Consider the following 26,783-nt stretch of genomic DNA (forward strand, 5'->3'; position numbering starts at 1 on the left):
AATTTGATCGTTTTAAAATTTAATAGCTTTAATGTCTGATCTTTAAAGAACAATTTCATAATAACAAACTGTATGAGTTATATTCGGTTTAGCTGTTTGAGGTAGTGTATCAAAAGTGGACATATAAAGGAGTGTTTTTATATTTATTTGCAACAGCATGTTAATAAAAAGGAGATTTACCTTGAACTGGTTAGCAATATTAAAAAGTGGATACTTTAATTCAATTTCTATATTAGGCAATAAAGTATTAAAAAATAAACAAAACTATTTATTGGGCATTTTACTATTGTCATTAGTTAATAATATTAATGCATTACTACCCGTCTCAACGACTCAATTGATTCATGGTAATTCACCAATGATAGCGGTCAATGATGAAATGGTTGATTCAACTGGCTTTAAGGAAAAATTGAGTGTTGTTAGTATGCCTGATGGTCGGTTACGCACTTCAGAAAGTGATATTAACGATTTTAAATTGGAACCGGATACCACTCTTAGCCAAATAAGTTGGGTAATTCAAGGAAAAGAGAGTTCACATGAAGTAAAAAAAGTTATTGAGGCCAATGGTCACGATGTTAATTTGATGGATATCGCCAATAATCTCAATATCAGTATTTTTGATGAAGATGGAGATACAGGTATTCCTGATGGCGTATTAACGGCTACTTGGTATTATAGTGTTCCTGGTGGTAATAAAAATGGGCTAGGGGAATATAAAAAAGTACCTGAAAATGAGTTAACTAAAAAAATAGATCCCTGCAAAGCACCTTATAAATTAGAGCTTTCAATTAAGAATATAAAAGTGCAAACAGAATATGGTCTGCCAAATGAGTCAGAACATATTTATAACGATGTTTTTAAAACATATTATTTTAAATCCAAAATTAATCAAGTGTGTTATGCTCGGACTTATCCAACCATGGATAAAAATATATGGTCTTGGACTCAATATAATAATGACACTCCTAGTGGTTATGGTTGGGGAGCATCAATAGATCCTACACCTAATCCAAAACATGGAGGTGGTTATAATAAAAATGAGTGGCATCCTGAATTAGGATTTTTACTTAATACCAGTGCTGGGCATAATAATCGTTTTCCTCATACTGCATTTAAAGGAGCATCATTCCAACTTTGGATGAGTAATGAACAACAAGATTATCTATTTTCAACAGATGATAATAATATCTCAATTGATAAACTTGGTATTGTAACTTTTAATGGCAAACCTAAAAAAAGAACCATCCAAATTTTTGCATGGCCTAAAGATGCAACCGGGCAATCTGATATGATTGTATTTTGGAGTGATTTAAATTTCTGGGCAAAACCCGGAAAACAGACATTAACATATTCAGATGATCTTTGTGGAGGAATTCAAAATCAATTAACGCTTACTGACTGGGTTAATACGCCTCAAGCAACCAACCCAAATACTAACGCAAGTTTTAGAGAAACCGGAAATGCGATGACCAGAAAAATGAATGGTGGTTTAAACGGTGAATGGGGACAGCTAGCTATTGATTATTATCCTAAATCTGATTTTCCTACATCCAGTGCAATAATTACTGGTACTAACCAACGGCTTGCATGGGTTTCTGATTTTACTATGGAGCCGCAAGGAAAAGTACATCGTGCTGTATTTATGTTAAATGGTGGAATTTTTAAAGCTTATAACAATCCTTGGCCTAGTGCACCTTTCTCAGTAACGTTTGAAGTTTGTAAAGAAACTTGGTAAGAACGCATAAATTCGATTAGATATAGGCCCATGTGATAATCATCGCATGGGTTTGATTAATCTGTATGATAACCTTTTTAGTATGAAAAAAAGTTGAGGAACGGGGTTTTTGAACTTAAAAAAGTGAATTTTTTTATTAAAATCTAACTTTACTCTATTTGTATATACTGATGAGCGTGCTAAAGAAAAATGATGTCTAAGCTCAAGCTGCTGTTATATAAATGAAGGTAGCTTTATTCTATTTCTATAAAATACTAGTTAGCTAAGTCATAATAGCTCATCAACCAATTTGCCATTACCAAACAAGATCTATTTCTCATCCTAATGAAGAAAAATATATATGTTAAATTATGTTCGGCATTGATTAAATTGATAATAATTTAACTATATAAAGATAGTGAAAATCTCGAAAATTAAAGATTATTAATCGATAAACTAAACATTGCGAAATCATTTATTAGACATGGAGAATGGCAAGCTAGAGGATTTTGTAATATATTAACAATCAGCTAAGCTAATAATGAAAGGCAAGCCTAATGGATATATTTGAAGATAAACAAGAGTCAGAACTACTTACTGAAATTGCCGTTGCTTACTATGAGTATGAACAAACGCAAGAAGAGATTGCCAAGAGATTTGGTCTTTCACGTATTAAAGTGGGGCGCCTGCTAAAAAAAGCGAGAGCGGAGGGGATTGTTGAGATTAATGTCAAATATCACCCGATTTTTAGCTCGCGTATTGAGCAGCAATTCGTTAATAATTTCGGTATTAAAAGAGCGTTAATTGCTTTAGATCACCAAGACGAGGATGAGCAACGACGACAAGTGGCGGCACTTGTTTCAAATTATTTATCCAGTACTCTGAAAAATGGTATGACGGTAGCGGTTGGACAGGGGCGTAATGTGGCTGCAATTGCTAGTCATGTAGGCGTTTTTCCTGAAAAACAGTGTAAATTTATCTGTGGTATTGGTGGTACTCAGCGAGTTGGAGAGATTATTGATGCCGATCATATCAGCCGTAGCCTTGCGAGAAAATTTAGCGCAAGTAGCGAAACTTTGTATGCACCAGCTTATGTTGAGAATCGTGAACTGAAACGTGCGTTTATGCAAAATAGGGTTATTAAAGATACGATCGAACGCGCGAGTAAAGCTGATATTGCTTTAGTTGGTATTGGTGATATGAATGAAAACTGTTACATGGTACAGTTAGGCTGGTTCACCCCGCAAGAAGTCACATATGCTACTTTAAATCAAGGCGTAGTTGGTGATATTGCAGGTTATGGTTTTTTTGATATCAATGGTAATCCTGTTGATACAACTATGAATGATCGGGTGATTGGTCTAAGTATTGATGAGTTACGTAATATTCCTTGTGTTATTGCCATTGCATCAGAAAACACTAAAGCGACAGCAATTTTAGGTGCGCTTCGCTCTGGTGTCATTGATATTATTGCTACTAGTGCTTCAAATGCTAGAATGGTGTTGAACCTAAATAAAATTTAAGTTGTATATAAGCTATTTGTAACAATGTAGCTATTTATTATCACTTTGCTAATTATAATAAGCGTTTAATAATTCTATCAACCCGAATTCGGCTTAATCGTTTAATTAATTTATGTACATTTTTGGGATAGAACAGGCTAGCTTGAATTTGTTGAAAATGTGTAACTAAAGTAGTTTTTTCTCGAATTGCGACGAGTTCTTGTTTGATTTGTTTTTGTAATTCGTGTTTTGGATCGTGGATTAATATTGCATTTTCCAGATCTAAACGCCATGCTCTAGGATTAAGATTATTACCTGTGATCATCATCCAACTATCATCGACCCAAATACCTTTTAGATGATAGGTTTGATCGCCATCTTTCCATAACCTAATGATTAACTGTTCTTTGTCTATGAAATTTTGAAGGCGTTCAACAAAGCGTCTTAAGTTGATTTCATATAAATAGGGTAGTCCACCCGAAATATTAAATGGCTGATCTTCTGGAATATAAAAGTCGTTAGCAACTTTATCACCAATAATGATCTCAACTTGTTTTCCTTTTCTTAGGAGGCGAATAATATCGCGCACTAATATATTGGGTAGATTGAAATACGGAGTACAAAATATAATTTTTTGTTTTGTGACATTTATTAAATGGTGAATGACCTTATTGAGCTGATTATTTCGCCCAAGACCAACTATTGGAGAGACCGATAATGTATCATTATTCGTATCTGCCACATATTGATAATTTGCGTCAGTAAGATTTTGACGTAACGCTTTAATTTCTGGTTTAATTTGTTTGCGAGTTTTATGTTCACTAACATCTAAACGTTGCACACCTTCAGCAGAAAGGAAATTGTCATTGACGTAATTGACCATGGTGTCAGATAGCGCTTTATTGGTTATAAAGTGATATCTGTCATAGCGGTATTTATCCAGTTTATGTAAATATACATTGTTGATACTCGCACCACTATAAATGACGGTGTCATCGATGATCAAACCTTTTAAGTGCAGTACACCAAGTACTTCACGGCGATTAACGGGCACCCCATAAATAGGAATATCAATATTTGGATGTTGCTGTTTTAGATCATAGTAATACCGAGCATTCGTTTGGGCTTTATCTTCACCTATTCGTCCACGTTGAGCACGATGCCAATCAACAAAAATCTTGATATCTAAATCTGGGCGCGCGGTTTTTGCTTGATAAAGTGCATCAAGTACCTCACGGCCGGCTTCATCTTTTTCTAAATAAAGTGCAACAATGTAGATACGGTGCTTAGCTTTCATGATATGCTCAAGCAATGTAATTCGATAAGATTTTGGATCGTATACAATATGATATTGCTCAGCATTTTGCTGAAGTTTTGCTAATTCATTTAGATGCTTTTGATGGTTGTATTTAATAAATGGTATTCGCATGATTTAAATATCATTAAAACTGACACAAAGTGTAGAATATCACAATTTATGTCAGAAAATAACACTCCTATTTTTCATAGGTTATCCTATGTTTAAATTAATCTGTTTTTATTCAGTCTATTAACTCAATATTTAAGATTGTTCATTAACCCAAGTTTGAATAATTTTATAGCTTAATGCCAGAACGACTGGACCAATAAATAGTCCCATAATACCAAAAGCCAGAATACCTCCAATTACACCAAAAAGTATAAGTAAGAAAGGTAGATCGGCCCCTTTTTTTATCAAATATGCTCGCATTACGCTATCTAGTGTGGTTAATATGATGGCAACTACAATTAATACAATACCTGATACGATATGACCATCCCAAAATTGCCAAATAATACAGCCAATCATTACGATAACTGGTCCAATTTGAGCAACACAGCAGATGAATAAAACGAGGGTTAATATGCCTGGAAATGGCATTTTGGTAATAATAAAGCTTAAGCCACCAATTAAAGCTAATGTAATGGCGGTGACAACCACGCCTAATGCAACCGCTCGTATAGATTGACCAGCCAATGTAACGGTAGTTGTTCCATATTGTTTAGATAAACGATTAGCTAAAACATAAACATATTTAGTAATGCTTTCACCTTTAAGAAATAGCAATAAACTAAATATAATCATCACACCAGCATGGAATATGAAAACGCCAATGTTGGTGACTTGTTCTAATAGCCAGCCAATCATTGTACCAATATAGGGTTGAATATCAGATACTAATTCCGACCCATCGGTTTTAATAATTTCGAGCCATTTTTGGTGTAGCTCCTCACCAAACATAGGAACGTTTATTAACCAGTCAAAAGTAGGTAATTCTCTATGAGATAGGTTTCTAACCCATTCGATAAGGTAATGCCCATTTTGAGCGACACTACTAATGATGAGAAGAAAAGGAATGACACAAACAAATGCCAATATTAATGCCATAACTAACAGTGATAACCAACGTTTATTAAACAACTTTTGTTGGATTTTTATCATTAATGGCCAAGTAGCAATAACCACCATAACGGCCCAAAAAAAGCCAAACAAAAATACTTCTATCACTCGATAAGTTACTGTTATAAGTAAACCTATCAGTAATAGATTTAAAATTAGCTTTAGTAAATCATCGGTTTTTTTTTCTGCTGGCATTTTTACCTCATATTCTTTAATCTAGATAATGTTATTATACGCATTATGTTTTGAAAAGCATACGATGTCGTATCAATTAGACAATTTTCTTGGAGATATAAAATGAAAAAATTAATGTTGTTAGTTTTGATGGGTGTAACATTATCAGCGTGTGCAAATACACAAAAAGTCCCTCAAGTTGCGCAAAAATTGAATGAAATCGCGCCATATCCTAACGCTAAAGTCGGTGCTACGCGTTATGTGATTCATCTTCCTAGCTTAAAAGATGAAGCTAACGCAAAAGTAGAAATATTAGTTGGTAAAGATATGAATGTAGATTGTAATGCACATAATTTAGGTGGGGTAATTAAAGAAAAAGAGCTTAAAGGATGGGGATATTCTTATTACGAAGTTGAAGAAGTTAAAGGAACGCTTTCAACCATGATGGCTTGCCCTGAAAGTGCTAACAAAAACCAGTTCGTTACAATCAGACATAATTTAGGTTTATTAAATTATAACAGTCAGTTACCATTGGTATTTTATGTACCAAACGATGTAACAGTTAAATATAGAATTTGGCAACCAGATTCAAAAGTTTTGCAAGCCACTGCCGAATAAAAAACGTTAATTAATTGTTAATAGCTCGCTAACAAAGGGCTGATTGATTAAAATATAGTCATTCGGTCCTTAATCTAAGTTTATTTGATTTTTTATGTAGACATCTGTAAAAAAAAAGGTATTTTATCCCTCGTAATGCAAGGTTAGCTCTACTTGTTCATTAATTCAATTAATGACTCGTAATTGCCTGATTACCTCGGTTTCGCCGTTAATTAAGATAATGGTAAAATTTGGGGGTCCGTTGTGTTTCACAATGGGCTTGTGTCTAACATGTAATATCCCTAACTAGAGGAGAAGTGGTGAGCATGTTTACTCAACGTAAAACAATTCTTTCAATCATAGCTGGTGTTTCACTAGCATTATCTCAATCTGCTATAGCTAAAGATCGCGTTGTGCATTTTTATAATTGGGCAGGTCAAATTGGTAACGATACTATCACTGATTTTCAAGAATCGACTGGTATCAAATTAGTTTATGATGTGTATGACTCTAATGAAGCACTTGAAGGTAAATTAATGGCCGGTCATTCTGGTTTTGATGTAGTTTCACCTTCTGATAGTTTTTTAGCAAGACAGATCAAAGCTGATATCTATCTGCCATTAGATAAAAGTAAATTACCAAATTGGAAAAATCTTGATCCTAATTTGATGAAATTAATGGCGAACCATGATCCTGATAATAAATATGCAATTCCTTATGTATGGATGACAACAGGTATTGGTTACAACATTGATAAAGTTAAAGAACGTCTTGGCGATAATGCTCCAGTTGATAGTTGGGATCTAGTCTTTAAACCTGAAAATATGGAAAAACTTAAAGATTGTGGTGTTGCTTACTTAGATGCGCCAACTGAAATCTTTGCGAGTGCACTTAGGTATTTAGGTAAAGATCCGAACAGTACTGATGCGAAAGATTATACTGGTGCCGCTTACGAGTTGTTAGAGAAAGTAAGACCAAATATTCGTTATTTCCATTCATCACAATATATAACTGATTTAGCTAACGGTGATATTTGTGTAATTTTAGGTTGGTCAGGTGATATATTACAATCTCGTGACAGAGCTAACGAAGCAAATAATGGTGTGCATATTGGCTACCATATTCCTAAAGAAGGTGCATTAGTATTTTTTGATACATTTGCTATTCCTAAAGATTCAGCTAATCCTGATGAAGCTCACGAGTTTTTAAACTTCGTTATGATTCCAGAAATTGCTGCACAGGTAACTAATGATGTTAACTTTGCTAGTGCAAATAAAGCGGCTAACGATCAGTTTGTAAGACCAGCAGTGAAAAATGATCCTGCAGTTTATCCAAAACCAGAAGTTATGGAAAAATTATTTACCCTTACAGTAAAAGATCCTAAGCTCGAACGTGTGATTACTCGCACATGGACAAAACTTAAAACGGGTAAATAACCGTTTGAACGTCAAATTATTGACTTATATATTCTAGGCGGAGAGGTTTAATAACCTTTCCGTCTCGTTTTTTTTGGCTTGTTGTTATGAGGAAAAAAGTGTGAACGATAAAACAACAAATCAGGTACAGCCTAAAAAAAAGATGATAACTCCATTATTGGAGATCAAAAATTTAACTAAAGTTTTTAATGACGACTATTATGCCGTCGATGATGTAAATTTAACCATTTATGATGGGGAAATTTTCGCCTTATTAGGTGCATCGGGTAGTGGTAAATCGACCTTATTGCGTATGCTTGCAGGGTTTGAACAACCAACATCCGGACAAATTATTTTAGATGGTAAGGATTTATCACAAGTTCCTCCTTACAATCGTCCAATTAATATGATGTTTCAATCGTATGCTCTTTTTCCTCACATGACGGTTGAGCAAAATATTGCTTTTGGTCTTAAACAAGATAGATTAGCTAAAAGCGACATTAAACAGCGTGTAGAAGAGATGTTAGCGCTTGTACACATGGAGCAATTTGGTAAACGTAAGCCTCATCAACTATCTGGTGGTCAAAGACAACGAGTTGCTTTAGCAAGAAGTCTAGCCAAAAGACCAAAACTTCTATTATTAGATGAACCGATGGGCGCTTTGGATAAACAACTTCGTGATCGTATGCAACTTGAAGTGGTTAGCATTTTAGAACAAGTTGGTGCGACCTGTGTAATGGTAACCCATGATCAGGAAGAAGCTATGACAATGGCAGGGCGCATTGCGATTATGAACAAAGGTCAATTTGTGCAAATTGGTGAGCCTGAAGAGATTTACGAGCACCCAAATAGTCGTTATAGCGCTGAGTTCATCGGTTCAGTAAATGTATTTGATGGCATTTTACAAGAAACATTAGAAGATGGATTAATTATTAGTTGTCCTATGATTAAGCACTCTTTAAAAGTTGATTATGATTCACCCGCTGTCGAAGGTGTTCCAATTCAAGTTGCCTTAAGACCTGAAAAAATCAAACTTTGTGATGAAATTGCTGAAGATGCCTATAACGTTGCAACTGGTGAAGTTGTTGAAATTGCTTATTTAGGCGATCTTTCAATTTATCACGTAAAATTGCAAAGTGGTCAGATAATTATTGCACAGCTACAAAACGAACATCGCTATCGTAAAGGTATGCCTACTTGGGGTGATATTGTCAACCTTAGTTGGGAAATCGATAGTTGTGTTGTGCTTACTGAATAAACACAAGAGGATATATTGATGCGATCCATTATATGGGGTTTGTTATTAAATGCCTTGGTGTTACTCGGTATTTATTTACGTTTTGTAACAACAAATGCATTTGACAATCTTTTTTTAGATGCGTTATTTACATCAATGGTATTAAGCTTTTTATTATCATGTTTAGGTGCATATTTAGCGCATTATAAACCATCTAAATTTGCTTATCGGTTGATAATAGCTGGTAGTATTTTATATATACCTGAATTAGTCGGTTTGGTTGCTATCTATTATGCTTATAAAAAGATGCGACAACAACGTGATGATTCCGACTTAATGACATTATATGGTCGTTTGTTAGTTATCGCGATTCCTTACTTTTGGATGCTGTTACTCTTTTTATTACCATTTTTAATCGTATTTAGAATCAGCTTTTCGGAAGTGGCGATAGCCGTTCCTCCTTATACTGAACTTTTTAGTTATGAAGATGGGCTGGTAAATATTGTTTTAAATTTTGGTAATTATCTAAATTTATTAGCTGATACTATTTATCTAGACTCCTATTTACAGTCATTGAAAGTGGCTGCAATTTCGACATTATTATGTATTTTGATTGGTTATCCATTAGCATGGGCTATATCGCAATGCAAACCATCTACTCGAAATATTTTATTATTGTTGATTATATTACCATCATGGACATCATTTTTAATTCGTGTTTATGCGTGGATTGGAATATTGAATCCTAATGGTTTGTTAAATCATTTCTTAATGTGGTTAGGTGTTATTGATCAACCGCTAATCATTATGAAAACTTATCTAGCTGTTTATATCGGTATTGTATATTCTTACTTACCGTTTGTGGTGTTACCAATTTACACATCATTAAGTAAAGTCGACTCAACCCTAATTGAAGCAGCATTAGATTTAGGCTGTAAGCCAATCAAAACCTTCTTTAGGATTATCGTACCATTAACTAAAAATGGTGTTATTGCTGGAGCCATGTTGGTATTCATTCCGGCGGTTGGGGAATATGTAATCCCTGAACTGTTAGGGCCTTCAGATAGTCTAATGATTGGTACTCAGCTATGGGCTGAATTCTTTAATAATCACGATTGGCCAGCCGCATCAGCTGTCGCAACAGTGATGTTATTGATATTAATTGTCCCTATCTATTACTTTAACAAATTCCAAAACCGACAAATGGGGGGTAAATAAATGAATAATTTACCATTAATCGTGCGATCAGCATTGATTGTTTTTATCTCCGCATTTTTAGGTTCATTGGTGCTATCGGTTTTGATTTCAGCATCTGGTTTTGCTTTATTAAGTAGTAGTAGCTTATATGTGGGATGTTTTGTCTTCAGTCTTATTTTGACAATTATTGTAACGATATCATTGCTAGGTAAATTTTTAAAAGGATTAATTCTATTATTAGTGTTTTCCTTTTTATATATACCGATGATCATTTTGATTGTTTATTCTTTCAATAGTTCAAGACTTGTAACTGTTTGGTCTGAATTTTCAACTAAATGGTATTTTGAATTGATCCACAATGAAGCCTTACTTAAAGCGGTAGGATTGAGCCTTTCTATTGCTGCTGGTGCTGCATCATTAGCAATTGTACTTGGTACCTTAGCTGCTTACGCCATAATACGATATAGACGGTTCCGAGGATCTAATTTGTTTTCGTTTATGACAACGGCACCACTAGTTATGCCAGATGTAATAACCGGTTTGGCATTACTATTGTTATTTGTTGGAATGGGACAAGTACTTGGTTGGCCAACAAAAAGAGGTGCAATTACTATTTGGCTCGCTCATGCAACATTTTGTACCGCTTATGTGACAGTCGTTATTAGCGCAAGATTACGAGAGTTAGATAGGTCAATTGAAGAGGCGGCATTAGATTTGGGTGCTAATCCATTAAAGGTATTTTTCATTATAACGTTACCTATGATTGCTCCAGCTCTTGTATCTGGTTGGTTATTGGCATTTACTTTATCACTTGATGATGTGGTTATCGCTAATTTTGTGACAGGGCCAGGTGCGATGACGTTACCAAAACTGGTATTTTCTAAAGTCCGATTAGGGGTTGATCCTCAAGTTAATGCCTTAGCGACAATTATTTTATTAATTGTTGGTATTATTGGCTTCATTTCATGGCTTTGGATGCGTCGAGCTGAAAAACGGCATTTGCGTGAAATTCGAATGCATTAATTGCCTCATCAAAAATTGCCGCTTTATGCGGCAATTTATTTATCCTCATAAAATATACGTGTTTTTTTTATTGAATTATATTATAGTGTTTGAAGTCAGTTCACTGACAAAAAATTCTCAGGGCGGGGCGCAATTCCCCACCGGTGGTATAGCCCACGAGCGCTTAATAAAATAGATTTTATTAAGGACTAGCAGATTTGGTGAGATTCCAAAGCCGACAGTTAAAGTCTGGATGAAAGAGAGTAGCTTATCTTTTCTATATTTGCGCTATAGCAAAATCACTATGGTCAAGCACTTGCCCTGATTCTGGTATTTAATATATTTATAACTTAATGAATTCATATTTATTAAGAATAAATATAATTAGTTTAATAAAACAGGATAGGTATTTACCATGAATCAGTTTAACTTAAATGAATTCGGAACACCCATCGAGCGTGTCAAAAAAGCGATCGCTTCAATCAAAGCTGGATCTGGCGTATTAGTGCTAGATGATGAAGATCGCGAAAACGAGGGCGATATTATTTGGGCAGCACAAACAATTACAACACAACAAATGGCACTAACGATTCGATATGGAAGTGGTATAGTTTGTCTATGTATGCCACAATCCTATTGCGATAAATTAGCGTTACCAATGATGGTTGCTAACAACACCAGTAAAAACCAGACCGCTTTTACTATTACTATTGAAGCTGCGAAAGGCGTAACAACTGGCGTATCGGCTGCGGACAGAGTCACTACGGTAAAAGCTGCGGTTGCAGATAATGCAAAACCAAGTGATTTAAATCATCCAGGTCATGTCTTTCCATTAGTCGCAAAAGAGAATGGTGTCTTGAGTCGTCGAGGTCATACAGAAGCCTCTGTTGATTTAGTTTCATTAGCGGGCTTTAAACCAGCAGCAGTAATTTGTGAATTAACGAATGATGATGGAACAATGGCTAGAGCACCACAAGTTGTCGAATTTGCTAAAAAGCATCAGTTACCAGTAGTTACAATTGATGATATTGTGGCCTATCGTAAATCATTATAAGCCTTTCAAGAAACCGCCGAAATATTCGGCGGAATAATTTACTTAACCCAAAACTTTTAAAGCACAAGTTTTAGTGATTTTTACACCATTTTCTAATGCTGATGTATCAAAAGTCATATCTGGATGATGTAGACCTGGTGTTAAGTCAACACCCAATCCCCAAAAACCTGATTTTACATCTCTTTCACGAGGATAATTGAAAAAATCTTCTCCACCTGGGGTAAAAATAGGATCTTTTAATCCATCTTTGCCAAGCACATCTATAATAGATTCAGCAATAATTTTTGTGACTTCATCATCAATTTCAGCTGCTGGTATTTCTTTTGATACTTTGATATCAGCTTTAGCACCAATTGATGCAACGCTGAGTTCGATTGCTTTAAGTGTTTTTGCTTTTAAATCATCCATAGCAGGATTAGTTGGGGCTCTTAAATCCCAACAAACATAGGCCTCTGATGGAATAGCATTCGTTACACCTGCATCACATATACAACGCGTTGCTTTCACGCTATAAGTTAAGCTAGGCGCTAGATGAATAGTATTCACAGCTTGAATTGCCATAGTTGCAGCATCTAATGCATTTACACCTAAATGTGGTCTTGCACCATGAGCAGGAATACCATGAATATTTACTTCAACTGTCGTTGAGGCTGAATAAAACATGGCAGCTGATGCACAGCCTTTTGGGCATTCATCTTTAGGACGTACATGTAAGCCAATAATCATATCAACATCGTCAATAGCACCGCCTTCTATCATGGCTAAAGCACCTGAACCTAACTCTTCAGCAGGTTGAAAAATTAGCTTTAATTTTCCTTTTTTTATATTACCTTCTTTAATGAGTTCTTGGGCTGCAGTTAATAACATTGATGAGTGACCGTCATGTCCACAAGTGTGTCTCGCACAGTGTTCACCATCAATGATATGACCTAGAGCGTCCATATCAGCTCGTAATGCTAAAACCGGGCCGGGTTTTCCACTGTCATATTCAGCAACAATACCTGTGGTATTGTTAATGTTTCGCGTGACTTTATAGCCAGCAGCTTCAAGTTTATCCGCGATATAGGCTGAGGTTTTAAATTCTTCAAAACCCAACTCAGGAATTTGATGTAAATAGTGGTAATGTTCAAGTACATTAGACATAGATATCTCCTTTATCACACTATAAATCGCATGATGATCATCGCAATTAAAGCATTAACTATACTGTTAAGCATTAATAGTGGCCAATATTTTTTAGGTACATCAGCAACACCCAATAAACGTCCCATATATTGTAATTGTGAGCCCATTAAGAAGATAGCTGGTGCTAAGATCGTGATATCAACACCACTTAAAATACCGCCAGAAATTAAATTTACAGCAACACCCGTACCTGCTGAAGCTGATAGCCAAGCGGTCAACAATACCGTTATAGCTTCACCCGGTAAACCAAATAGCCCCATAACGGGTGCAAATACTTCACCGATTAATTGCATCAAACCTAATCTTTTTAATATTTCCGTGATGACAAATGCCATAATAATGTTGGGCATTAAATTGTTTATTGCAATATTGAAACCTTTGCGAGCACCAATAACGAAAATATCTAATGGATTGTTAGTCTGTTTTTGATTGGTTGAGTTATTCATTGATAAAATCCTTTTTATAAATTGAATTTAAAATCATGCGTACTAAAATTGCACCAACGAATTTCAATACAATCATAATGACCAATGGTGTAAATATTGCGACAGTCATTGAAGCAAAAAGCGCAGAACCAATAGAAAAGTAGTTATTAATTAAGCCCGCTCCTGAATATTGCCAGGCGCTGATAATGATAAGATCTTTTTTACTGATCTGTTTTTCATCATACAACTCTTTAGTTAATACGGCTCCAGCGTCAGTACTTTGTAAATCAGTAATTAACGCAAGACCCGTTTTACCAGGAACCCCTAAAATAGGTTTAAGAAGGGGAGTTAATAGTTTGTGAGCTGCACGAATTGTACCGTAATGGGTAAAAATTTCTAAAACACCTAACGCAAGCATCACTGTCGGTATTAGTGATAAGGCAAAAATAAAGCCGGCTCTGGCGCTATTTCCACCTTCACCAACAAAAGTATTTTTTTCAGGGTGAAGCATCGTACCAAATTTACCACTTAAGCTAGTAAAATCAAAGGCACCTAACCAAGCTTTTCCATCCACGTTATAAAATAGCCCGGAAAAAAACAGTATGGCAACAACTAGTGACACATAGGCCTTTATTCCGACTTTAAACTCATTGTCCGATTTATTTGACATTGTCTATTCCTTTTTGATTTATCTGACTTATTTTCTAATATAAATATTAAATAAGTTACACTTAAAGTACTTGAATTATTTTGATTTAAAATGAATTAAAATACTAAGAGACGTATTCTATATTGATTTAATTGAAAAAAAACCCCTTTCCTCAACTTTTTTTTAAAATTAGATAGTTTTTATTCGTTAATTACACGCTGAGTAAGATTGATCATTTGCTGGGATTAAGGATAGGATCTAAGCTAAATTAAGTTATCATTTTTGGTAATTGATTTAAGTTAAATGGATTAATTTTATTTCGGATTTTCTCTCAATTTTTGAGAAAGTTATTTAAAAGCATACAATTATCAATAATTCTAGGCTTGCCATTTTTCATCCGTCATTATAGAATTGTTAATAAATAGTAAGAAATAGCATTAAAGTGTTTCAGAAACTATCGATATTATATATAAGGTTGAACTGTTTCTCTGCATAAACATCATAATCTTTAGGTGGCAAATGTTTTAGTTTGCGAACCGTCTTTTGTTTTCATTAAGCACATTAATGAAATAATAAAATTAAGCAATATAAACAAAAAATAAAAAAATAATGAGGTCATTATGTACAGCAGGAATAAAGAGTGGGTATTTGTTGTTCTCACCTGCTTTTTTGAATTGTGTTGGGTATTTGGTTTTACTACTGCGAGCCAGTGGTGGCATTGGGTGATTGTTGTATTTGTCATTATTGTTGATTTTACGTTTTTAACTAATGCATGTAAGACTATTCCTACAGGTACTGTCTATGCAATATTTTCTGGTGTTGGCGCGATTGGCTCATTACTGATTGATATGGTTGTATTTGGCAAACAAATTAAACTGATTGAAATATTTTTTGTAGCATTAATTATCATTGGTGTTGTGCAATTAAAACGAGCTGATAGCTAATTAACTAAAATTTGGATTGAGATATGGGATGGTTATTTATTTTAACTGCTGCAATTTTCGAAGTTATTGGCGCTATAGGTCTTAAGCTATACTCGCAACAAAAAAGCTTGTTGCGATTAATGTTTTATTGGGGCGGTTTTTTTGTTTCATTTATACTATTTTATTTTTCACTCAAGTATCTGGATTTAAGTATAGTTTATCCAGTGTGGGTAGGGTTAGGTACTTCGGGTGCGGTTTTGGCTAATATGCTTATCTTCAATGAACCGAAGAATTTCACTCGAATATTTGGTCTGAGTGTGATTATTATCGGTATCGTTGGTTTACATGTTACCGTTTAGTTGTAAATGAGTTTTCATTCTGACAATTATATTAATTTGAGAATAGAGGATTTGCATTAGAATATAAAGTTATATAGAATATCCCCACTAACTAAATGGGTTGTTAGCTCAGTCGGTAGAGCAGTTGACTCTTAATCAATTGGTCGCGGGTTCGATCCCCTCACAACCCACCATTTTATCATTAATAATCAATTAATTACGCAACTCATCACCTCTGTTAAAATTATCATATAATACCAAATGGCGGTAAAATGGCGGTAGGTTTTGTCTTAAAACACAACATACAAAAAAAGCCCGGTTGATAATTGGGCTTTTCCATTTATTCAGTAGTGATATTCTAAAACTTAAATTAAATACCATTCTGAGTACTTTGCGCTATTTAACTCTTAAGAAGTCAAGCTTTTTTATAAAAATTTTATTCGATAAAAACAATCAAACATAAGCCATACAATTTTTGTAGATTTGACGCTGAAAAAATGATTTATAATCCAATAATGTTTTTAGCTAAAAGTTCAGCCTTAACGGATTCTACTAATCTAGCATTTAGCAAGTCATTAGTTGTAATATCTTTATATGTTTTATTAAGCATCATAGCTAATATTTCTTGTCGATCTTCTTTAAGAAGATTCATCATTTTTATTACATCTTCTGGGATTTTTCTTGTTCCCTGCTCCCATCTTTGCCATGTACGAACGTGGCAATCACCAATAAATTGAGCCGCTTCGGACACATCTAGAAAAAAAAGACGCCGAAGCGCCTTTAATTCGACATTAGTCATGATAAATATTTCCATTTACGGTATCGATTGCGCGATTTAAAACGCTAAAAACTTTCGATGCAAAAATCTCATCATGCGGATAATCAACGCTGGCGCCTTCACCTTCAACAATTTTATAATCAATCGATAGTGCTAAATCTCTTATTTCATTTTCTAAAAAATCAACAATGAAATCTTTGTGTGCAAAATCTTTTTTATTTAATGTAATAGTTAACATAATTTTATTTCCTCTTATTCTAGGGTTGATTCGAACCAGTTCCGAATCTATGAGTGTATTATAGGTCGCAATTGCGACCATGCCAACAATTATTTTTTCTTTTTTCCCAGTTTTTATAATTTGATTATTTATACTAGAATATTTTTACCTAATTTCATGTATTAACTGCCTAAAAAACAAAGCATTGACGCGTATAATCCAAATTTTTCTTGATAACTAATATAAGTGTAAATATACTGTATATAAATACAGTTATACAGGAGTTGGATATGAGAGAAATAATAAATAACGATATTAAAATAGAGCAGGCGGAGTTTATAAACCGGTTGATGATTGATGCGGAATTGTCAAATAATGACGTAAAAATAGGGCTTTGTTTGTTGTATGAATTGCTGTCATTAATTAAGAATAATAGCGATTCTAAAAATGACTAAATTACGCAAGCGGGGCAACCCGCTTTTTATTTTTATGCTGCGTGAGTGCGTGTCGATAGGGGGATGTTTACGGCTGGGTCAGGGATGGCGCTCGGCACAATAGTAGCGGAAACAGATTGCAGAACTACAAATGAATGACAACAATAAATATTAGAGCATTGTCTATATTGTTTGCGTGTGAGCGGGCTGATTTCTTCGCTTGTACGTATTGTTGTTTTTGATCTACAGTGGGGGCATCTCATTGCGTTTTTACCTCTTTAGTTGCTAGACTAAATTAAACATAATTTTAACATAATTTTGTTTTATCTCAAAGCGTTATCCGTCTTATTCCTCGGCAGGTTTTTCATCATCGTCTAGTTTTATTTCTAGTTCTACAAACGTAGTATACCCGCCGGACGAATCAAGGCTGTGAGTGCATCGAGTTATTGTCCAGAGAGTTGAATCAATTTCTTTTTTGAATCCCTCTACCGAGGCGGGCATTTCTGGGTAAATGTCAGGTCGCCCTTCTGCCAGGCAGATACTAAACTGCGAGGCACCTCGCTGGAGCTTATACCATTCATTGCGGGCGGCTCTGTGTGCGTTTTGTTTTGATGAGTATGTATGCCGCAATACTTTTACGTTGCCTTCAGCTCCAACTAAAATTCCGTTTTCATCCTTCTTGTTTGGATTGTTAGTTTTTGTCTTGGGTTTCCGTTTTGCGTTGATGCGTTGTTTTTGAGGCGATCTGTAATCTATCCAATATGCGCGGACGCCGGTATACGCATTGCGATCAGCAATAGCAAATCGGTGTTGATCGCCCGCCTTTCGAGTTATTGTTGTTGACGGGATGTTTTGCCCGTTGACAGTTTTCGCCAACCCTTTGATAAATATGATTAACATGCCGTTTTTTAATGTTGCTGCAGCGTTGTAATCATTGCACAATCGCGTTAAGAAGGACGCGTCTGATTCGTTAGTTTGGTCGATGTGAATAACAAATTCATCGGCAACCGATTTATCAATTTTGTATTGAAGATCGTGCCGTCGCGCAATTTCTGCGACTATCTCACAAAGCCTCTTATTACTATAACTTTTTTCGCGCCGCTCATTTAATGAGTCGCGTAAATTAGCGCTTTTACCGCGTATTGATAAAACATCTGGGGCGCCCGAGTGCTCGCACTCGTCAATAGTAAATATGTTTTGTAATATCACGCTATCATTAACCCAACCCAGTGAAACACTAATCTGTATGCCGCGTTTTGGTAATTCCAGTTTACCGTCGCTATCATCCAATTCAATCGATATTGTATCGGCCTCTAACCCGCGATTGTCAGTAATATGCATTGACATCAGCCTTTTATCAAAGTTTGATGTAATGTCTTTATCGTCAATTTTAATCGTGTAAGCAGGTTGTTTCATATCATCCCTATAATGTCGGCAAATGGTAACCAATCAGGCGGATCAACTTTTGTTAGCGATATAGTGAACTCAATTTTTCGGGGTGCACCATCTTTAAAAAACTCTGTTTTTGTTTTTTTTAGGTTTGTCATAACGTAAAACCCGAGCGGTATACCCGTGCCCTCTATTAATGGCCACGCGTAGCCAAGATCGGCCATCCGCTCCAACAAAGCCAAGCTTAGCCGACCGCCGGTAAGCTCTGGGTATAACACTCCGTAGAGGTTTATAGTTTCGTTGTCCCTGCCGATAAATTGCAATGCTGATCGCTGGTTTACCCGTGAATTGCTCGGGAAACGCCAGTCTTTATTTTCCTCTTGAGTTTGGTAAGGTATTGTTTTTAGGCTGAAAACAAAAAAACCATAACACATCATCATTAATCTATATCCCTCAAGCTTGATCGGTAACGCGCGGATTGATTGCGGTCGCGTCGCTCAATTTCTTGAGCAACTTGGCGTGCAATTTCTTTCTCATTCATCCCCGGGGCGGCGTTTACCGTTATGTAATATTGTGAGTTACCGCTGGCATAACCAATGGGGCGCCGCTGGTCGATAATGACGCTGTCATTTAGTTTTCCGCCGGCGGCCATTGTGTTGTCAGCAAACCGCGTTATTGAGCGCAACACACTTGGTTGGCTGCGATCTATTCCATTGATATAACCGCCAACAGTGTGATCGCCAAATTTAGCAAAAACACGCGATGGCGAATGAATGTCCAGCGAGTTTTTAAAACGATTCCCAATATTAGTGCCGAGTTGGCTCATTGAACGCAATGCGTCGATTTGATTATGCTCTATACCGTGTATATAGCCATCAACAGTGTAACCGCCAAATTTAGCAAAAACACGCGACGGTGAATGAATGTCCAGCGTGCTTTTAAACCAATTGCTGACACTTGTGCCTAAACTTGTAACCGCCTTTTTTGTTTCGTCCCATTTGTTATTTATACCGGTTACTAGCCCGTCAGAAATGTCTGATCCAATTTTGGTGAATCGACTAAATAGTCCATTTTCACCGGTAAATATTTCTTCAATTTTTTTTGGTAATTCGCTTATTTTACTAGGGATAGACAATATATAATTGACGACGTCCTCAACTATTTTATATAGTCCCTTAAAAAGTCTTATCACCTTTTTAACGGCATTTCCGACTGATGTGCCAAACGATTTCCCAGCTGATTTTGCGCCTTCCAGTTCCTCTTTTGTTGACTTTACAGGCTCAAATAATGATGAAAACCATTTAATCAAATCGCTAATTTTATTCCCAATCCAGCGAAAAGCATCGCCGACAGCGGTGACAATAGGTCCCAAAAAAGAGAATTCTTCTACCACAGGAGTCAATGACTCCTTCAGGCCCTCCCAAAATCCTATAAAAAATGCGCTGATAGGTTGCCAGTATTTATAGATCAAAGTTCCCGCCAAAATAACCCAGCCGATAGGGCCAGCTAAAAATCTCAACGCCCCAACTATCAGGCCAAAAACTCTAGGTAAACCAGCAAATAGCTTTGTCGGTGATTTTAGCGCCAAGCCCATTGCATTAAATATTGAACCGGTTTTTTTTCCTGGTGTTATAAATGATATTAACGATTTAAAAAATGATGAAATACCCTTATTGGCTACACCTGATTTCACAAAAAAACCGCCGAGCGACAATCCCAGTCTAGATAAAATAAACCTTGTTATGAGCATGGGGCCAAACACACTCATTAATGCTAGTGCCAATCCTCCAAATGCTGTGGTAACTACAGCTATCCCGGCACCAATCATCACGATCGCCTTGCTCAGTGCAGGGTGTTTTTTTAAAAATTCACTCACCCAGTGCAAAAATTTAGTAAACCCCTGAACTGTTCCGCGTAGCCATTCATTATTTTTTTCGAACAATTCAACACTGATATTTTCAAATGCTGCGCGTAGCATTGTCATGTCACCGGCAAGGTTGTCCAATTTTATTTTTGCAACTTTTTCGGCCTCGCCTTTTGAGTTATAAAGGTTGTGGCGCATAGCTTGAAATTCGCCAGTTTCAACCGTTGCCATTAGTTCATTAAAACCGGTAACGCCGATTTGACCTGCGATATCTTTATATATCGTTCCGCGTCGCACATTACCTAACTTAGCTGTGGCTTTTTGTATTTCTGCAAATATATCGCCAAGATCGCGCATGTTACCGTTTTTGTCGGTAGTTTTAACACCTAATCGCTTGACAGCGCTGCTATTGCCGATGCGGATCAGTACCTGCCTAAGCGAGGTACCCGCCTGACTACCTTGAACACCAGCATTGCCGAGTAGGGCGGTGGCGGTAGTCAGTGTTTCTAAACTTTGTCCGTACTGTCGAGAAATGCCAGCTGTATATTTTAACGATTCCCCTAGCATTGGGATATCAACATTGTTTCGTGTAAATGCGGCGGTTAAAACATCAGAAACCTGCCCCATTTCTTCGGCCGGTATGCGCATCGCTTTTTGTATGTTGGATGCTATATCAGCAGTAGTAGCCAAATCCATGTCGCCCGCGGCGGCTAGATTTAGCATGTGCGGCATTGCTTTTATTATTTGATCTGCATCATAGCCTGTTCTACCTAAAAAATATTGACCTTGAGCCACTTCACTATCGGTAAATTTGGACACTAACGGCAATTCTCTAGCTTGTTTTCTGAGTGCAATCATGCGTGGATCATTTTTATCATCAATCCTTGTTACCGCTTGCGTTGAACTCATGCTTGCGTCAAACTCATAGCCGACATGTAACATGTTTGTCATGCCGCGGGCTACCGTTCGGCCAGTTGCTAATGCTCCATAGCCAACACCTCCGAGCACTGCTGCGCGTTGCATACCTGTATCATACTTAAGCCTGATTTGGTTCGCCCTTTGTTGGCGTTGATTTAATTGTTTGAGTCGTTCTGACTGCTGACTAATACTTTGATTGACGCTAGCTATTTTGTTTTTTAGTGTAATTTGATGTTGCGCTAAATTTTTAGTACTAATACCGGATTGCTGCAATTCAGCGCGTAGTGGTGCTAACTTGTCCTTTAGTTTTCTTGTTTCTGCTGCTGTTTTATTAAATTCACGTTGCAGCGCCTTGGTTGGGTTTGCTGTTTTTTTTAACTCAATAGCTAATGATTTGGATTTATTTTTTAAATCATCGAATTGTTTTTTTAATTGAATAAAGCTGTTAACGTTTTTTTGTGTATTGCTAAGCTGTTTTAGCTTGTTGCGTGTATCATTTAATTGCTGAGCGAGCGATTTCGCGCCCGCCATAACATTACGCAGCGGGCGGCTTACACTGTCTGATCCTTTCAGGTTTACGTTTAATTGTAAATTATTCATCAATTGAGCCACTTCTTAAGCGCGCTTGTTCCCGCCAGTCCATTAATTCAGATAACGTAAATTCAAACATTGCGGAGGGCGGCCAGTGGAATATGACCGCTACATCCGCGATTGCGTCTTCTACTCGGCTGGGGATTCCATTTTTGCATTCCCCGGTTTCTCTGACAAAAAACCAGCCAGAACCTTTGTTATTTCAGATAGATCATTTAAATCTAACGAAAAGACCTCGTGCTCTTCAATTGACGGAGTAGTTACTCTTGGCAAAACTTTAGCGAGCGAATCAATATCTAGCTCGATAAAATCTATTAATTTAATGCCCCTTAGATCACCGGTTAGTGGTTTGCGTATTGTTAACTCTTTGATAAATGATTTACCTGATTTAAAACCTGTTCCTAATTGGACTTGTTGTGTATCACTCATAACATTTAACCCTCGATGTATAATAATGTGATGACAGCCCTTGCGGGCTATTTTTTCTAATTAAAAATTAAATTCCTATTGCCCGGCGAGCCTGTTCTAAACGATCTCTACCGCCAACCTTGTCAATCATGTTGATAAAATCAATTTCGGCAATTGTTTCATTATCAACCGTTTCTTTGTAGTACGTGCATTGTGATGTAATTTTGGTTGAATTACTTTCACCTTGTTTGAGTTCGCCGCGGTCGTGCTCCTTGTGACGACCAGCTATAATAATCTCAACTTTAATGAAATCTTCACTGTCGTCTTTCTGGTATGCGCCAGCAAATCGTAATGTTGCCCCATTAATCAACCCACCGTGCTGTTGCAGCACTTCATATGCTAAACCACCGATATTCCAGTCAACGACTAGCGCATCGTCATCATACCCCAGATCGATTGGTGCAGGGCCAGGCATTCCGCCGCCGCGGAAATTTTCAAACTTGCGTGTGAGTTTGGGCGGGGAGAATGATTCTACTTGTCCAACGTAGGAAGTCCCGTTTACAAATAGATTAAAATATTTAAGTTTTTTTGGTAGTGCCATTGTTCGATCTCCTATTAATTGCTGGCAACAGAATTAGCCAGATCAACTAAATATTTGTCAGTGATGCGCTGGCGTAACATAAGATTTTCAAGTGGTGGGACTGGTGTATAATCATAGTCAATATACAATTTCCCCGCCTTCAAAATATCTGGGGTATTTGACTCAGGGTCAAACCACGCGTTGCCGTCAATAATGTAACCATTAGATTTTAATTCACGGAATTTATTATTAATTGATTCGACAAGATCCTTAATTAATGATGCGTGCATTGGAGCGTCTACTAATGCAAATTGTGCCTCGGCAATGGTGTCGGCTAATACCTGTGCTGTTCGCGTGTAGTTTTCAAATGCAAATAGACTGTCGGCGGAACATGTGCGCGACCCCCAAAAGCGATAACCTTGATTACAAATTAGCGTGGTAACTTCGTGTTCATTTAAATAATTTGAGTCAGAGCTTTCTTCCTGCAGATCCCAAAACACATCACATGAAATACCAGTTACACCATTTACTGTGACATTTGACAGAGTTTTATGCCAGCCTGTCTTTTGGTCAATTTGAGCACGCAAACCTAATGCGCGAGCCGTAGCGGCTAGAGTTACATTTTGTCGTTGAGTGGTATCAAATCCAACAAAATCGGGCCAAATAACCATGGCCTCTCGTGCACCCAATTGATTGCGGTATAAAACGGCATCCTCTTTTGTTTTAGCGCCGAATGCGGAAACATAACAAAACGCCCGTAATTTTTGTGCAATAGAGATTAATGCGGTAGCCACAGGCAATGAATCATAACCCGGCACCCCTAAGATTCTCGGTTTAACTTTTAGTTGAGTTTGTGCCGAAAGAAGGGCTTTCATGCCGGTGTTTTTGCCTTCGCTGGTTGTTGTGCCAATGATATTGGCAGTGGTATCCGCCTCGGTAGCGCCTGTTTCAACTCGTACGGCGACAACTACGGGGGAACATTGATCGGCAATAGCTTCTAGCGTCGGTTTAAGTGTGCCAGTTGTTCCGGCTTTTCCGATTGCGCTATTAATATTTGTTATCAAAATCGGCGTGTTGAGTGGGAAATGGTTTGCATCGGCGTCATCACCGGTGCACACAATACCAATAACAGCAGTTGATACCGTTCTGATTACACGTGTGCCCTCGTTGATTTCGATGACTCTGACGCCATGATGGTAATCGTTGGCCATATTTTCTCCATATGTTGTAAATGACTGACTAAAATGATTATGAAGATAGTTGCACATCGAGAAAACGGGCGTTAGTTGTTCGGTTTGTAAAATGTCTATTTACAAGTAAGCATCAGGGAATAAAATAATAGATTTTGGATTTATCATGGCTTTCTTATCTAGACTATTCAGCAAACCGCAAACAGTTAACTCATGGCTCGACGAATATATGAATATATTATTTGGTCGTAATTTAAAACCTAAAACTATTGAGATAAAGGAATATTTGATAAAGGTGATCCGCACAAAAATAGGTGATAAGAGGGTGCGCAATATTACGCCATTTGATATAGACGCTCTTATAAAAATATACATAGACCAGGACAAAGCGCCGTCTGCAAAATGCATGTATCATCTGTTGCGAGACATATTCCGAGAGGCGTATGCGCGGGGGTGGAACAATAAAAATCCGACAGATCCAATTAAATGCCCTAAAGTGATTGTAAAACGCTCACGCATGACGCTCAGTGAGTTTAAGAAAATTCTAACCGAGGCTGAAAAAACAGGAAATAAAATAATGCATGACGCTATGACATTAGCGTTAGTTACGGGTCAGCGTCGCTCAGATATAGCAGAAATGAAAAAATCAAATGTTAAACGGAATTATTTGTTAGTTGATCAGTATAAAACGGGTGCAAAAATCGCATTACCAATCAAACTGGAATGTAAAAAAATTGGCACTAGTTTACGAGACATTATTGAATCAACTGATAATGATTTTCTAGTCAGTCGTAATAATGAAAAAATAAAATTAGACGATATAACGCGTCAATTTTCACGATTACGCGATAGAGTTTTTAACCGAAATTACTGGGACGGGACACCTACCACATTTCACGAAATCAGATCGCTGTCAGAGCGTTTATATAGAGAACAACGCATTGACACAATGACATTACTCGGACACAAATCTCAGCAAATGACTGATAAATATAACGATAACAGAGGTAGAGAGTATAAAAAATTGAGAATATAGAACAACCTATTTATGAGGTAGGTAACAATGTCGATTTTAAACACCGGCTGACTGTTAACAATTCTGTTGTTGTAACAATAGATCAATTTAAAGAAATAAAAAACCCATCAATTGGTTGGTATGCGTTACCAAACGGTTATATACATCAATTCGGTACAGTCAAACTAAATCCTATTGGTGAATATAATATTGCAACTGTTTCTGGGGTTAAGTATTACACTCATGTTTATAAAATTCTGCTCCCGCGAGCGTACCCAACAGCGCATGTGTCTACAACAGTCAGTTTAGCGGGTTCTGCGAGTGATGCGCAACAATCTAATGAATACGGAATTTGGGTGAGAAGCAATCGAGGATCTGATGGCGTAAATGCTGGCGTATCAAGAAGCTCGTTTGATGTATCTGTCACATCATCAGCTCTCGGTTTTATCCCCGTTATTCATTTTAGTTCTGACGGTTATTAAATTTTAAATAGGTATTAATTATGTTATATAGCAAAACAAAAAATGCGTTTTATGTCGGCGATGAATTAGATATAAATATACCCTCTGACGCAATTAATGTCAGTGACGAACTAGAGCAAAAAATTCGTGATGCAGTCATGAGAGGCGCATCATTTGAGATAAAAAACGGAAAGTTATTAATTATTAAGAAACCCGAGTAATTACTCGGGTTGTTTTGGCCATTCAATATCTAATTGATTTGTATCAACGCGAATAACTAAAATTCGATATTTTTTCCACTGTTTTAGTTGTTCGGATTCGTTTGATTCGCACATATCCAAATCAATAATGTCCTGCAAAACTGCTATTTTTTCATTTGCCGCTGCTAAAAATGAATTTTTAATAGATTCGTTTTTTTGAATTATAGCTGCATTTTTTTGATCTTCATCTAATACCCAGCTTTTTGTTTTTTTGTCCCAAACACAAAACTCAAACGGCTCTAGTAACGTAAATCCATCTCGAACCGGTCCTACATAATCAATTTCAACGGATTCTGTTGTTTCGATATTGTATGATGTTTTTCCTCGATGATTTTCAATTAAAACCCATGCCCCATTTTTAAAACACGGCCAAAATCCATGTTTTTCCGGGGGTGGCGTTCGTAGAGCATTATCTGGTGGTAATGTGTCGGCGTTTGCGTCTAATTGGTGTGTGTACGGTTTTAATTCGTTTGTATTATCATAATAATAATTAATCATAAATTCTCCTATTTTTTGTTACCTGTTCGGCAGGTAGGTAGTGTTCAGCCCGACGCAATTAGAAACATTACGGGCAAATTTTTGGCGTTCAGAACACCAGATAACAACTTATTTCACCTCGATGAATCGTGGCCAGATGATTCTACGATCTGTCCTAAAAACCGTGGAAACGGAATGGCGATAAATGTTTTTGATGCGTCGCGTGCAGTCCCGACCGGTCCAGAAAACACGGTGATAAACACAGGTAGGACACCGGTTATCTATCTCGGAGTTTAAACACCAAGATAAATCACTGGAGTTCTACCAATATTTAAAACAGTGTTTTCTGGACCAGTTGGAACAAAATTTT

At 36.7% G+C, this 26,783-nt stretch carries 29 protein-coding genes, 1 tRNA gene, 1 pseudogene and 1 riboswitch; of the genes and pseudogenes, 15 read left to right on the forward strand and 16 right to left on the reverse strand.

What is annotated here, in order from left to right; all coding sequences use genetic code 11:
• Window positions 1-181: 181 nt before the first annotated feature.
• Together A9G08_RS08450 and A9G08_RS08455 are read left to right on the forward strand one after the other, a co-directional pair.
• On the forward strand, window positions 182-1,735 hold the full coding sequence (locus A9G08_RS08450; RefSeq protein WP_065563272.1) for a hypothetical protein: 1,554 nt from the start codon (window positions 182-184) through the stop codon (window positions 1,733-1,735).
• A gap of 536 nt (window positions 1,736-2,271) precedes the next feature.
• Entirely contained in the window at window positions 2,272-3,237 is a 966-nt protein-coding gene (locus A9G08_RS08455) for a sugar-binding transcriptional regulator (RefSeq protein ID WP_065563273.1), read from the forward strand.
• A 52-nt stretch (window positions 3,238-3,289) separates the two neighbouring features.
• Here the strand turns inward: A9G08_RS08455 and pssA are convergent, their stop codons facing one another.
• Both pssA and ydiK read right to left on the reverse strand, forming a co-directional pair.
• Entirely contained in the window at window positions 3,290-4,645 is a 1,356-nt protein-coding gene (gene pssA / locus A9G08_RS08460; protein ID WP_065563274.1) for a CDP-diacylglycerol--serine O-phosphatidyltransferase, read from the reverse strand.
• 132 nt (window positions 4,646-4,777) lie between these two features.
• A complete protein-coding gene (ydiK, locus tag A9G08_RS08465) occupies window positions 4,778-5,830 on the reverse strand; it encodes an AI-2E family transporter YdiK (protein WP_065563275.1) in 1,053 nt (350 codons plus the stop codon).
• 102 nt (window positions 5,831-5,932) lie between these two features.
• Between ydiK and eco the strand changes: the two genes are divergently transcribed.
• From eco to ribB, 6 genes and pseudogenes are all read left to right on the forward strand, one after another.
• Window positions 5,933-6,427 (forward strand): serine protease inhibitor ecotin, encoded by a 495-nt coding sequence (gene eco / locus A9G08_RS08470; protein WP_065563276.1) that lies wholly within the window; start codon window positions 5,933-5,935, stop codon window positions 6,425-6,427.
• A 305-nt stretch (window positions 6,428-6,732) separates the two neighbouring features.
• Complete coding sequence (locus A9G08_RS08475; protein WP_065563277.1) at window positions 6,733-7,842, forward strand: extracellular solute-binding protein; 1,110 nt, start codon at window positions 6,733-6,735, stop codon at window positions 7,840-7,842.
• Window positions 7,843-7,942: 100 nt separating this feature from the next.
• Window positions 7,943-9,079 (forward strand): putrescine ABC transporter ATP-binding subunit PotG, encoded by a 1,137-nt coding sequence (gene potG / locus A9G08_RS08480; protein WP_081299544.1) that lies wholly within the window; start codon window positions 7,943-7,945, stop codon window positions 9,077-9,079.
• A 324-nt stretch (window positions 9,080-9,403) separates the two neighbouring features.
• Window positions 9,404-10,276: pseudogene (potH, locus tag A9G08_RS08485) on the forward strand (putrescine ABC transporter permease PotH); the annotation flags it as partial.
• Between the two features lie 243 nt (window positions 10,277-10,519).
• On the forward strand, window positions 10,520-11,278 hold the full coding sequence (locus tag A9G08_RS08490) for an ABC transporter permease subunit (protein WP_081299547.1): 759 nt from the start codon (window positions 10,520-10,522) through the stop codon (window positions 11,276-11,278).
• A gap of 109 nt (window positions 11,279-11,387) precedes the next feature.
• A riboswitch (FMN riboswitch) is annotated at window positions 11,388-11,526 on the forward strand.
• Window positions 11,527-11,672: 146 nt separating this feature from the next.
• Window positions 11,673-12,311 carry a 3,4-dihydroxy-2-butanone-4-phosphate synthase gene (ribB, locus tag A9G08_RS08495; protein ID WP_065563278.1) on the forward strand — a complete coding sequence of 213 codons (639 nt, stop codon included), beginning with the start codon at window positions 11,673-11,675 and terminating at the stop codon, window positions 12,309-12,311.
• 42 nt (window positions 12,312-12,353) lie between these two features.
• Here the strand turns inward: ribB and A9G08_RS08500 are convergent, their stop codons facing one another.
• The 3 genes from A9G08_RS08500 to A9G08_RS08510 are packed head-to-tail and all read right to left on the reverse strand — an operon-like array spanning window position 12,354 to window position 14,591.
• Window positions 12,354-13,454, reverse strand: a complete 1,101-nt coding sequence (locus A9G08_RS08500; RefSeq protein ID WP_065563279.1) for a M20 peptidase aminoacylase family protein — start codon at window positions 13,452-13,454, stop codon at window positions 12,354-12,356.
• Between the two features lie 14 nt (window positions 13,455-13,468).
• On the reverse strand, window positions 13,469-13,942 hold the full coding sequence (locus A9G08_RS08505) for a YjiG family protein (protein WP_065563280.1): 474 nt from the start codon (window positions 13,940-13,942) through the stop codon (window positions 13,469-13,471).
• Window positions 13,935-14,591 carry a nucleoside recognition domain-containing protein gene (locus tag A9G08_RS08510; protein ID WP_065563281.1) on the reverse strand — a complete coding sequence of 219 codons (657 nt, stop codon included), beginning with the start codon at window positions 14,589-14,591 and terminating at the stop codon, window positions 13,935-13,937. The genes A9G08_RS08505 and A9G08_RS08510 overlap by 8 nt, the downstream gene beginning before the upstream one ends.
• Window positions 14,592-15,190: 599 nt before the next feature.
• Between A9G08_RS08510 and A9G08_RS08515 the strand changes: the two genes are divergently transcribed.
• The 3 genes from A9G08_RS08515 (at window position 15,191) to A9G08_RS08525 (ending at window position 16,025) form a co-directional block, all read left to right on the forward strand.
• Window positions 15,191-15,514, forward strand: coding sequence for a DMT family transporter (locus tag A9G08_RS08515; RefSeq protein ID WP_065563282.1), 324 nt, complete (start codon window positions 15,191-15,193; stop codon window positions 15,512-15,514).
• Window positions 15,515-15,537: 23 nt separating this feature from the next.
• Window positions 15,538-15,852, forward strand: coding sequence for a DMT family transporter (locus tag A9G08_RS08520; RefSeq protein WP_065563283.1), 315 nt, complete (start codon window positions 15,538-15,540; stop codon window positions 15,850-15,852).
• A 97-nt stretch (window positions 15,853-15,949) separates the two neighbouring features.
• A tRNA-Lys gene (locus A9G08_RS08525) sits at window positions 15,950-16,025 on the forward strand.
• A 308-nt stretch (window positions 16,026-16,333) separates the two neighbouring features.
• Here the strand turns inward: A9G08_RS08525 and A9G08_RS08530 are convergent.
• A complete protein-coding gene (locus tag A9G08_RS08530) occupies window positions 16,334-16,630 on the reverse strand; it encodes an Aca2/YdiL-like domain-containing protein (protein WP_065563284.1) in 297 nt (98 codons plus the stop codon).
• Entirely contained in the window at window positions 16,623-16,847 is a 225-nt protein-coding gene (locus A9G08_RS08535) for a hypothetical protein (RefSeq protein ID WP_065563285.1), read from the reverse strand. Before A9G08_RS08535 ends, A9G08_RS08530 begins: the two co-directional genes overlap by 8 nt.
• A 269-nt stretch (window positions 16,848-17,116) precedes the next feature.
• On the opposite strand from A9G08_RS08535, the gene A9G08_RS11730 reads away from it, so the two are divergent.
• Window positions 17,117-17,281 (forward strand): hypothetical protein, encoded by a 165-nt coding sequence (locus A9G08_RS11730; protein ID WP_176701538.1) that lies wholly within the window; start codon window positions 17,117-17,119, stop codon window positions 17,279-17,281.
• Window positions 17,282-17,313: 32 nt separating this feature from the next.
• Here A9G08_RS11730 and A9G08_RS11895 read toward each other — a convergent pair whose 3' ends face one another.
• The 8 genes from A9G08_RS11895 to A9G08_RS08565 form a co-directional block, all read right to left on the reverse strand.
• A complete protein-coding gene (locus tag A9G08_RS11895) occupies window positions 17,314-17,523 on the reverse strand; it encodes an ogr/Delta-like zinc finger family protein (protein ID WP_081299546.1) in 210 nt (69 codons plus the stop codon).
• 82 nt (window positions 17,524-17,605) lie between these two features.
• Window positions 17,606-18,676, reverse strand: coding sequence for a phage late control D family protein (locus A9G08_RS08540; RefSeq protein ID WP_065563286.1), 1,071 nt, complete (start codon window positions 18,674-18,676; stop codon window positions 17,606-17,608).
• Window positions 18,673-19,089 carry a phage tail protein gene (locus tag A9G08_RS08545; RefSeq protein ID WP_065563287.1) on the reverse strand — a complete coding sequence of 139 codons (417 nt, stop codon included), beginning with the start codon at window positions 19,087-19,089 and terminating at the stop codon, window positions 18,673-18,675. Before A9G08_RS08545 ends, A9G08_RS08540 begins: the two co-directional genes overlap by 4 nt.
• Window positions 19,089-22,031, reverse strand: coding sequence for a phage tail tape measure protein (locus A9G08_RS08550; RefSeq protein WP_065563288.1), 2,943 nt, complete (start codon window positions 22,029-22,031; stop codon window positions 19,089-19,091). The genes A9G08_RS08545 and A9G08_RS08550 overlap by 1 nt, the downstream gene beginning before the upstream one ends.
• Entirely contained in the window at window positions 22,024-22,167 is a 144-nt protein-coding gene (locus A9G08_RS11610) for a GpE family phage tail protein (RefSeq protein WP_141673960.1), read from the reverse strand. Before A9G08_RS11610 ends, A9G08_RS08550 begins: the two co-directional genes overlap by 8 nt.
• On the reverse strand, window positions 22,152-22,451 hold the full coding sequence (locus A9G08_RS08555; protein ID WP_065563289.1) for a phage tail assembly protein: 300 nt from the start codon (window positions 22,449-22,451) through the stop codon (window positions 22,152-22,154). Before A9G08_RS08555 ends, A9G08_RS11610 begins: the two co-directional genes overlap by 16 nt.
• Before the next feature lie 67 nt (window positions 22,452-22,518).
• Window positions 22,519-23,031, reverse strand: coding sequence for a phage major tail tube protein (locus tag A9G08_RS08560; protein WP_065563290.1), 513 nt, complete (start codon window positions 23,029-23,031; stop codon window positions 22,519-22,521).
• A 14-nt stretch (window positions 23,032-23,045) separates the two neighbouring features.
• Entirely contained in the window at window positions 23,046-24,221 is a 1,176-nt protein-coding gene (locus A9G08_RS08565) for a phage tail sheath protein (protein ID WP_065563291.1), read from the reverse strand.
• A gap of 145 nt (window positions 24,222-24,366) precedes the next feature.
• On the opposite strand from A9G08_RS08565, the gene A9G08_RS08570 reads away from it, so the two are divergent.
• The 3 genes from A9G08_RS08570 to A9G08_RS08575 all read left to right on the forward strand — a co-directional run bounded on the left by A9G08_RS08570 (window position 24,367) and on the right by A9G08_RS08575 (window position 25,897).
• Window positions 24,367-25,236, forward strand: coding sequence for a tyrosine-type recombinase/integrase (locus A9G08_RS08570; protein WP_065563292.1), 870 nt, complete (start codon window positions 24,367-24,369; stop codon window positions 25,234-25,236).
• Window positions 25,237-25,502: 266 nt separating this feature from the next.
• Complete coding sequence (locus A9G08_RS11615; protein WP_141673959.1) at window positions 25,503-25,697, forward strand: hypothetical protein; 195 nt, start codon at window positions 25,503-25,505, stop codon at window positions 25,695-25,697.
• Window positions 25,698-25,717: 20 nt separating this feature from the next.
• Entirely contained in the window at window positions 25,718-25,897 is a 180-nt protein-coding gene (locus tag A9G08_RS08575; protein WP_065563293.1) for a hypothetical protein, read from the forward strand.
• Here the strand turns inward: A9G08_RS08575 and A9G08_RS08580 are convergent, their stop codons facing one another.
• Entirely contained in the window at window positions 25,898-26,434 is a 537-nt protein-coding gene (locus A9G08_RS08580) for a tail fiber assembly protein (protein WP_065561968.1), read from the reverse strand.
• Window positions 26,435-26,783 lie beyond the last annotated feature (349 nt).

This window comes from Gilliamella sp. wkB195, assembly GCF_001690445.1.
Classification (GTDB): domain Bacteria; phylum Pseudomonadota; class Gammaproteobacteria; order Enterobacterales; family Orbaceae; genus Gilliamella; species Gilliamella apicola_E.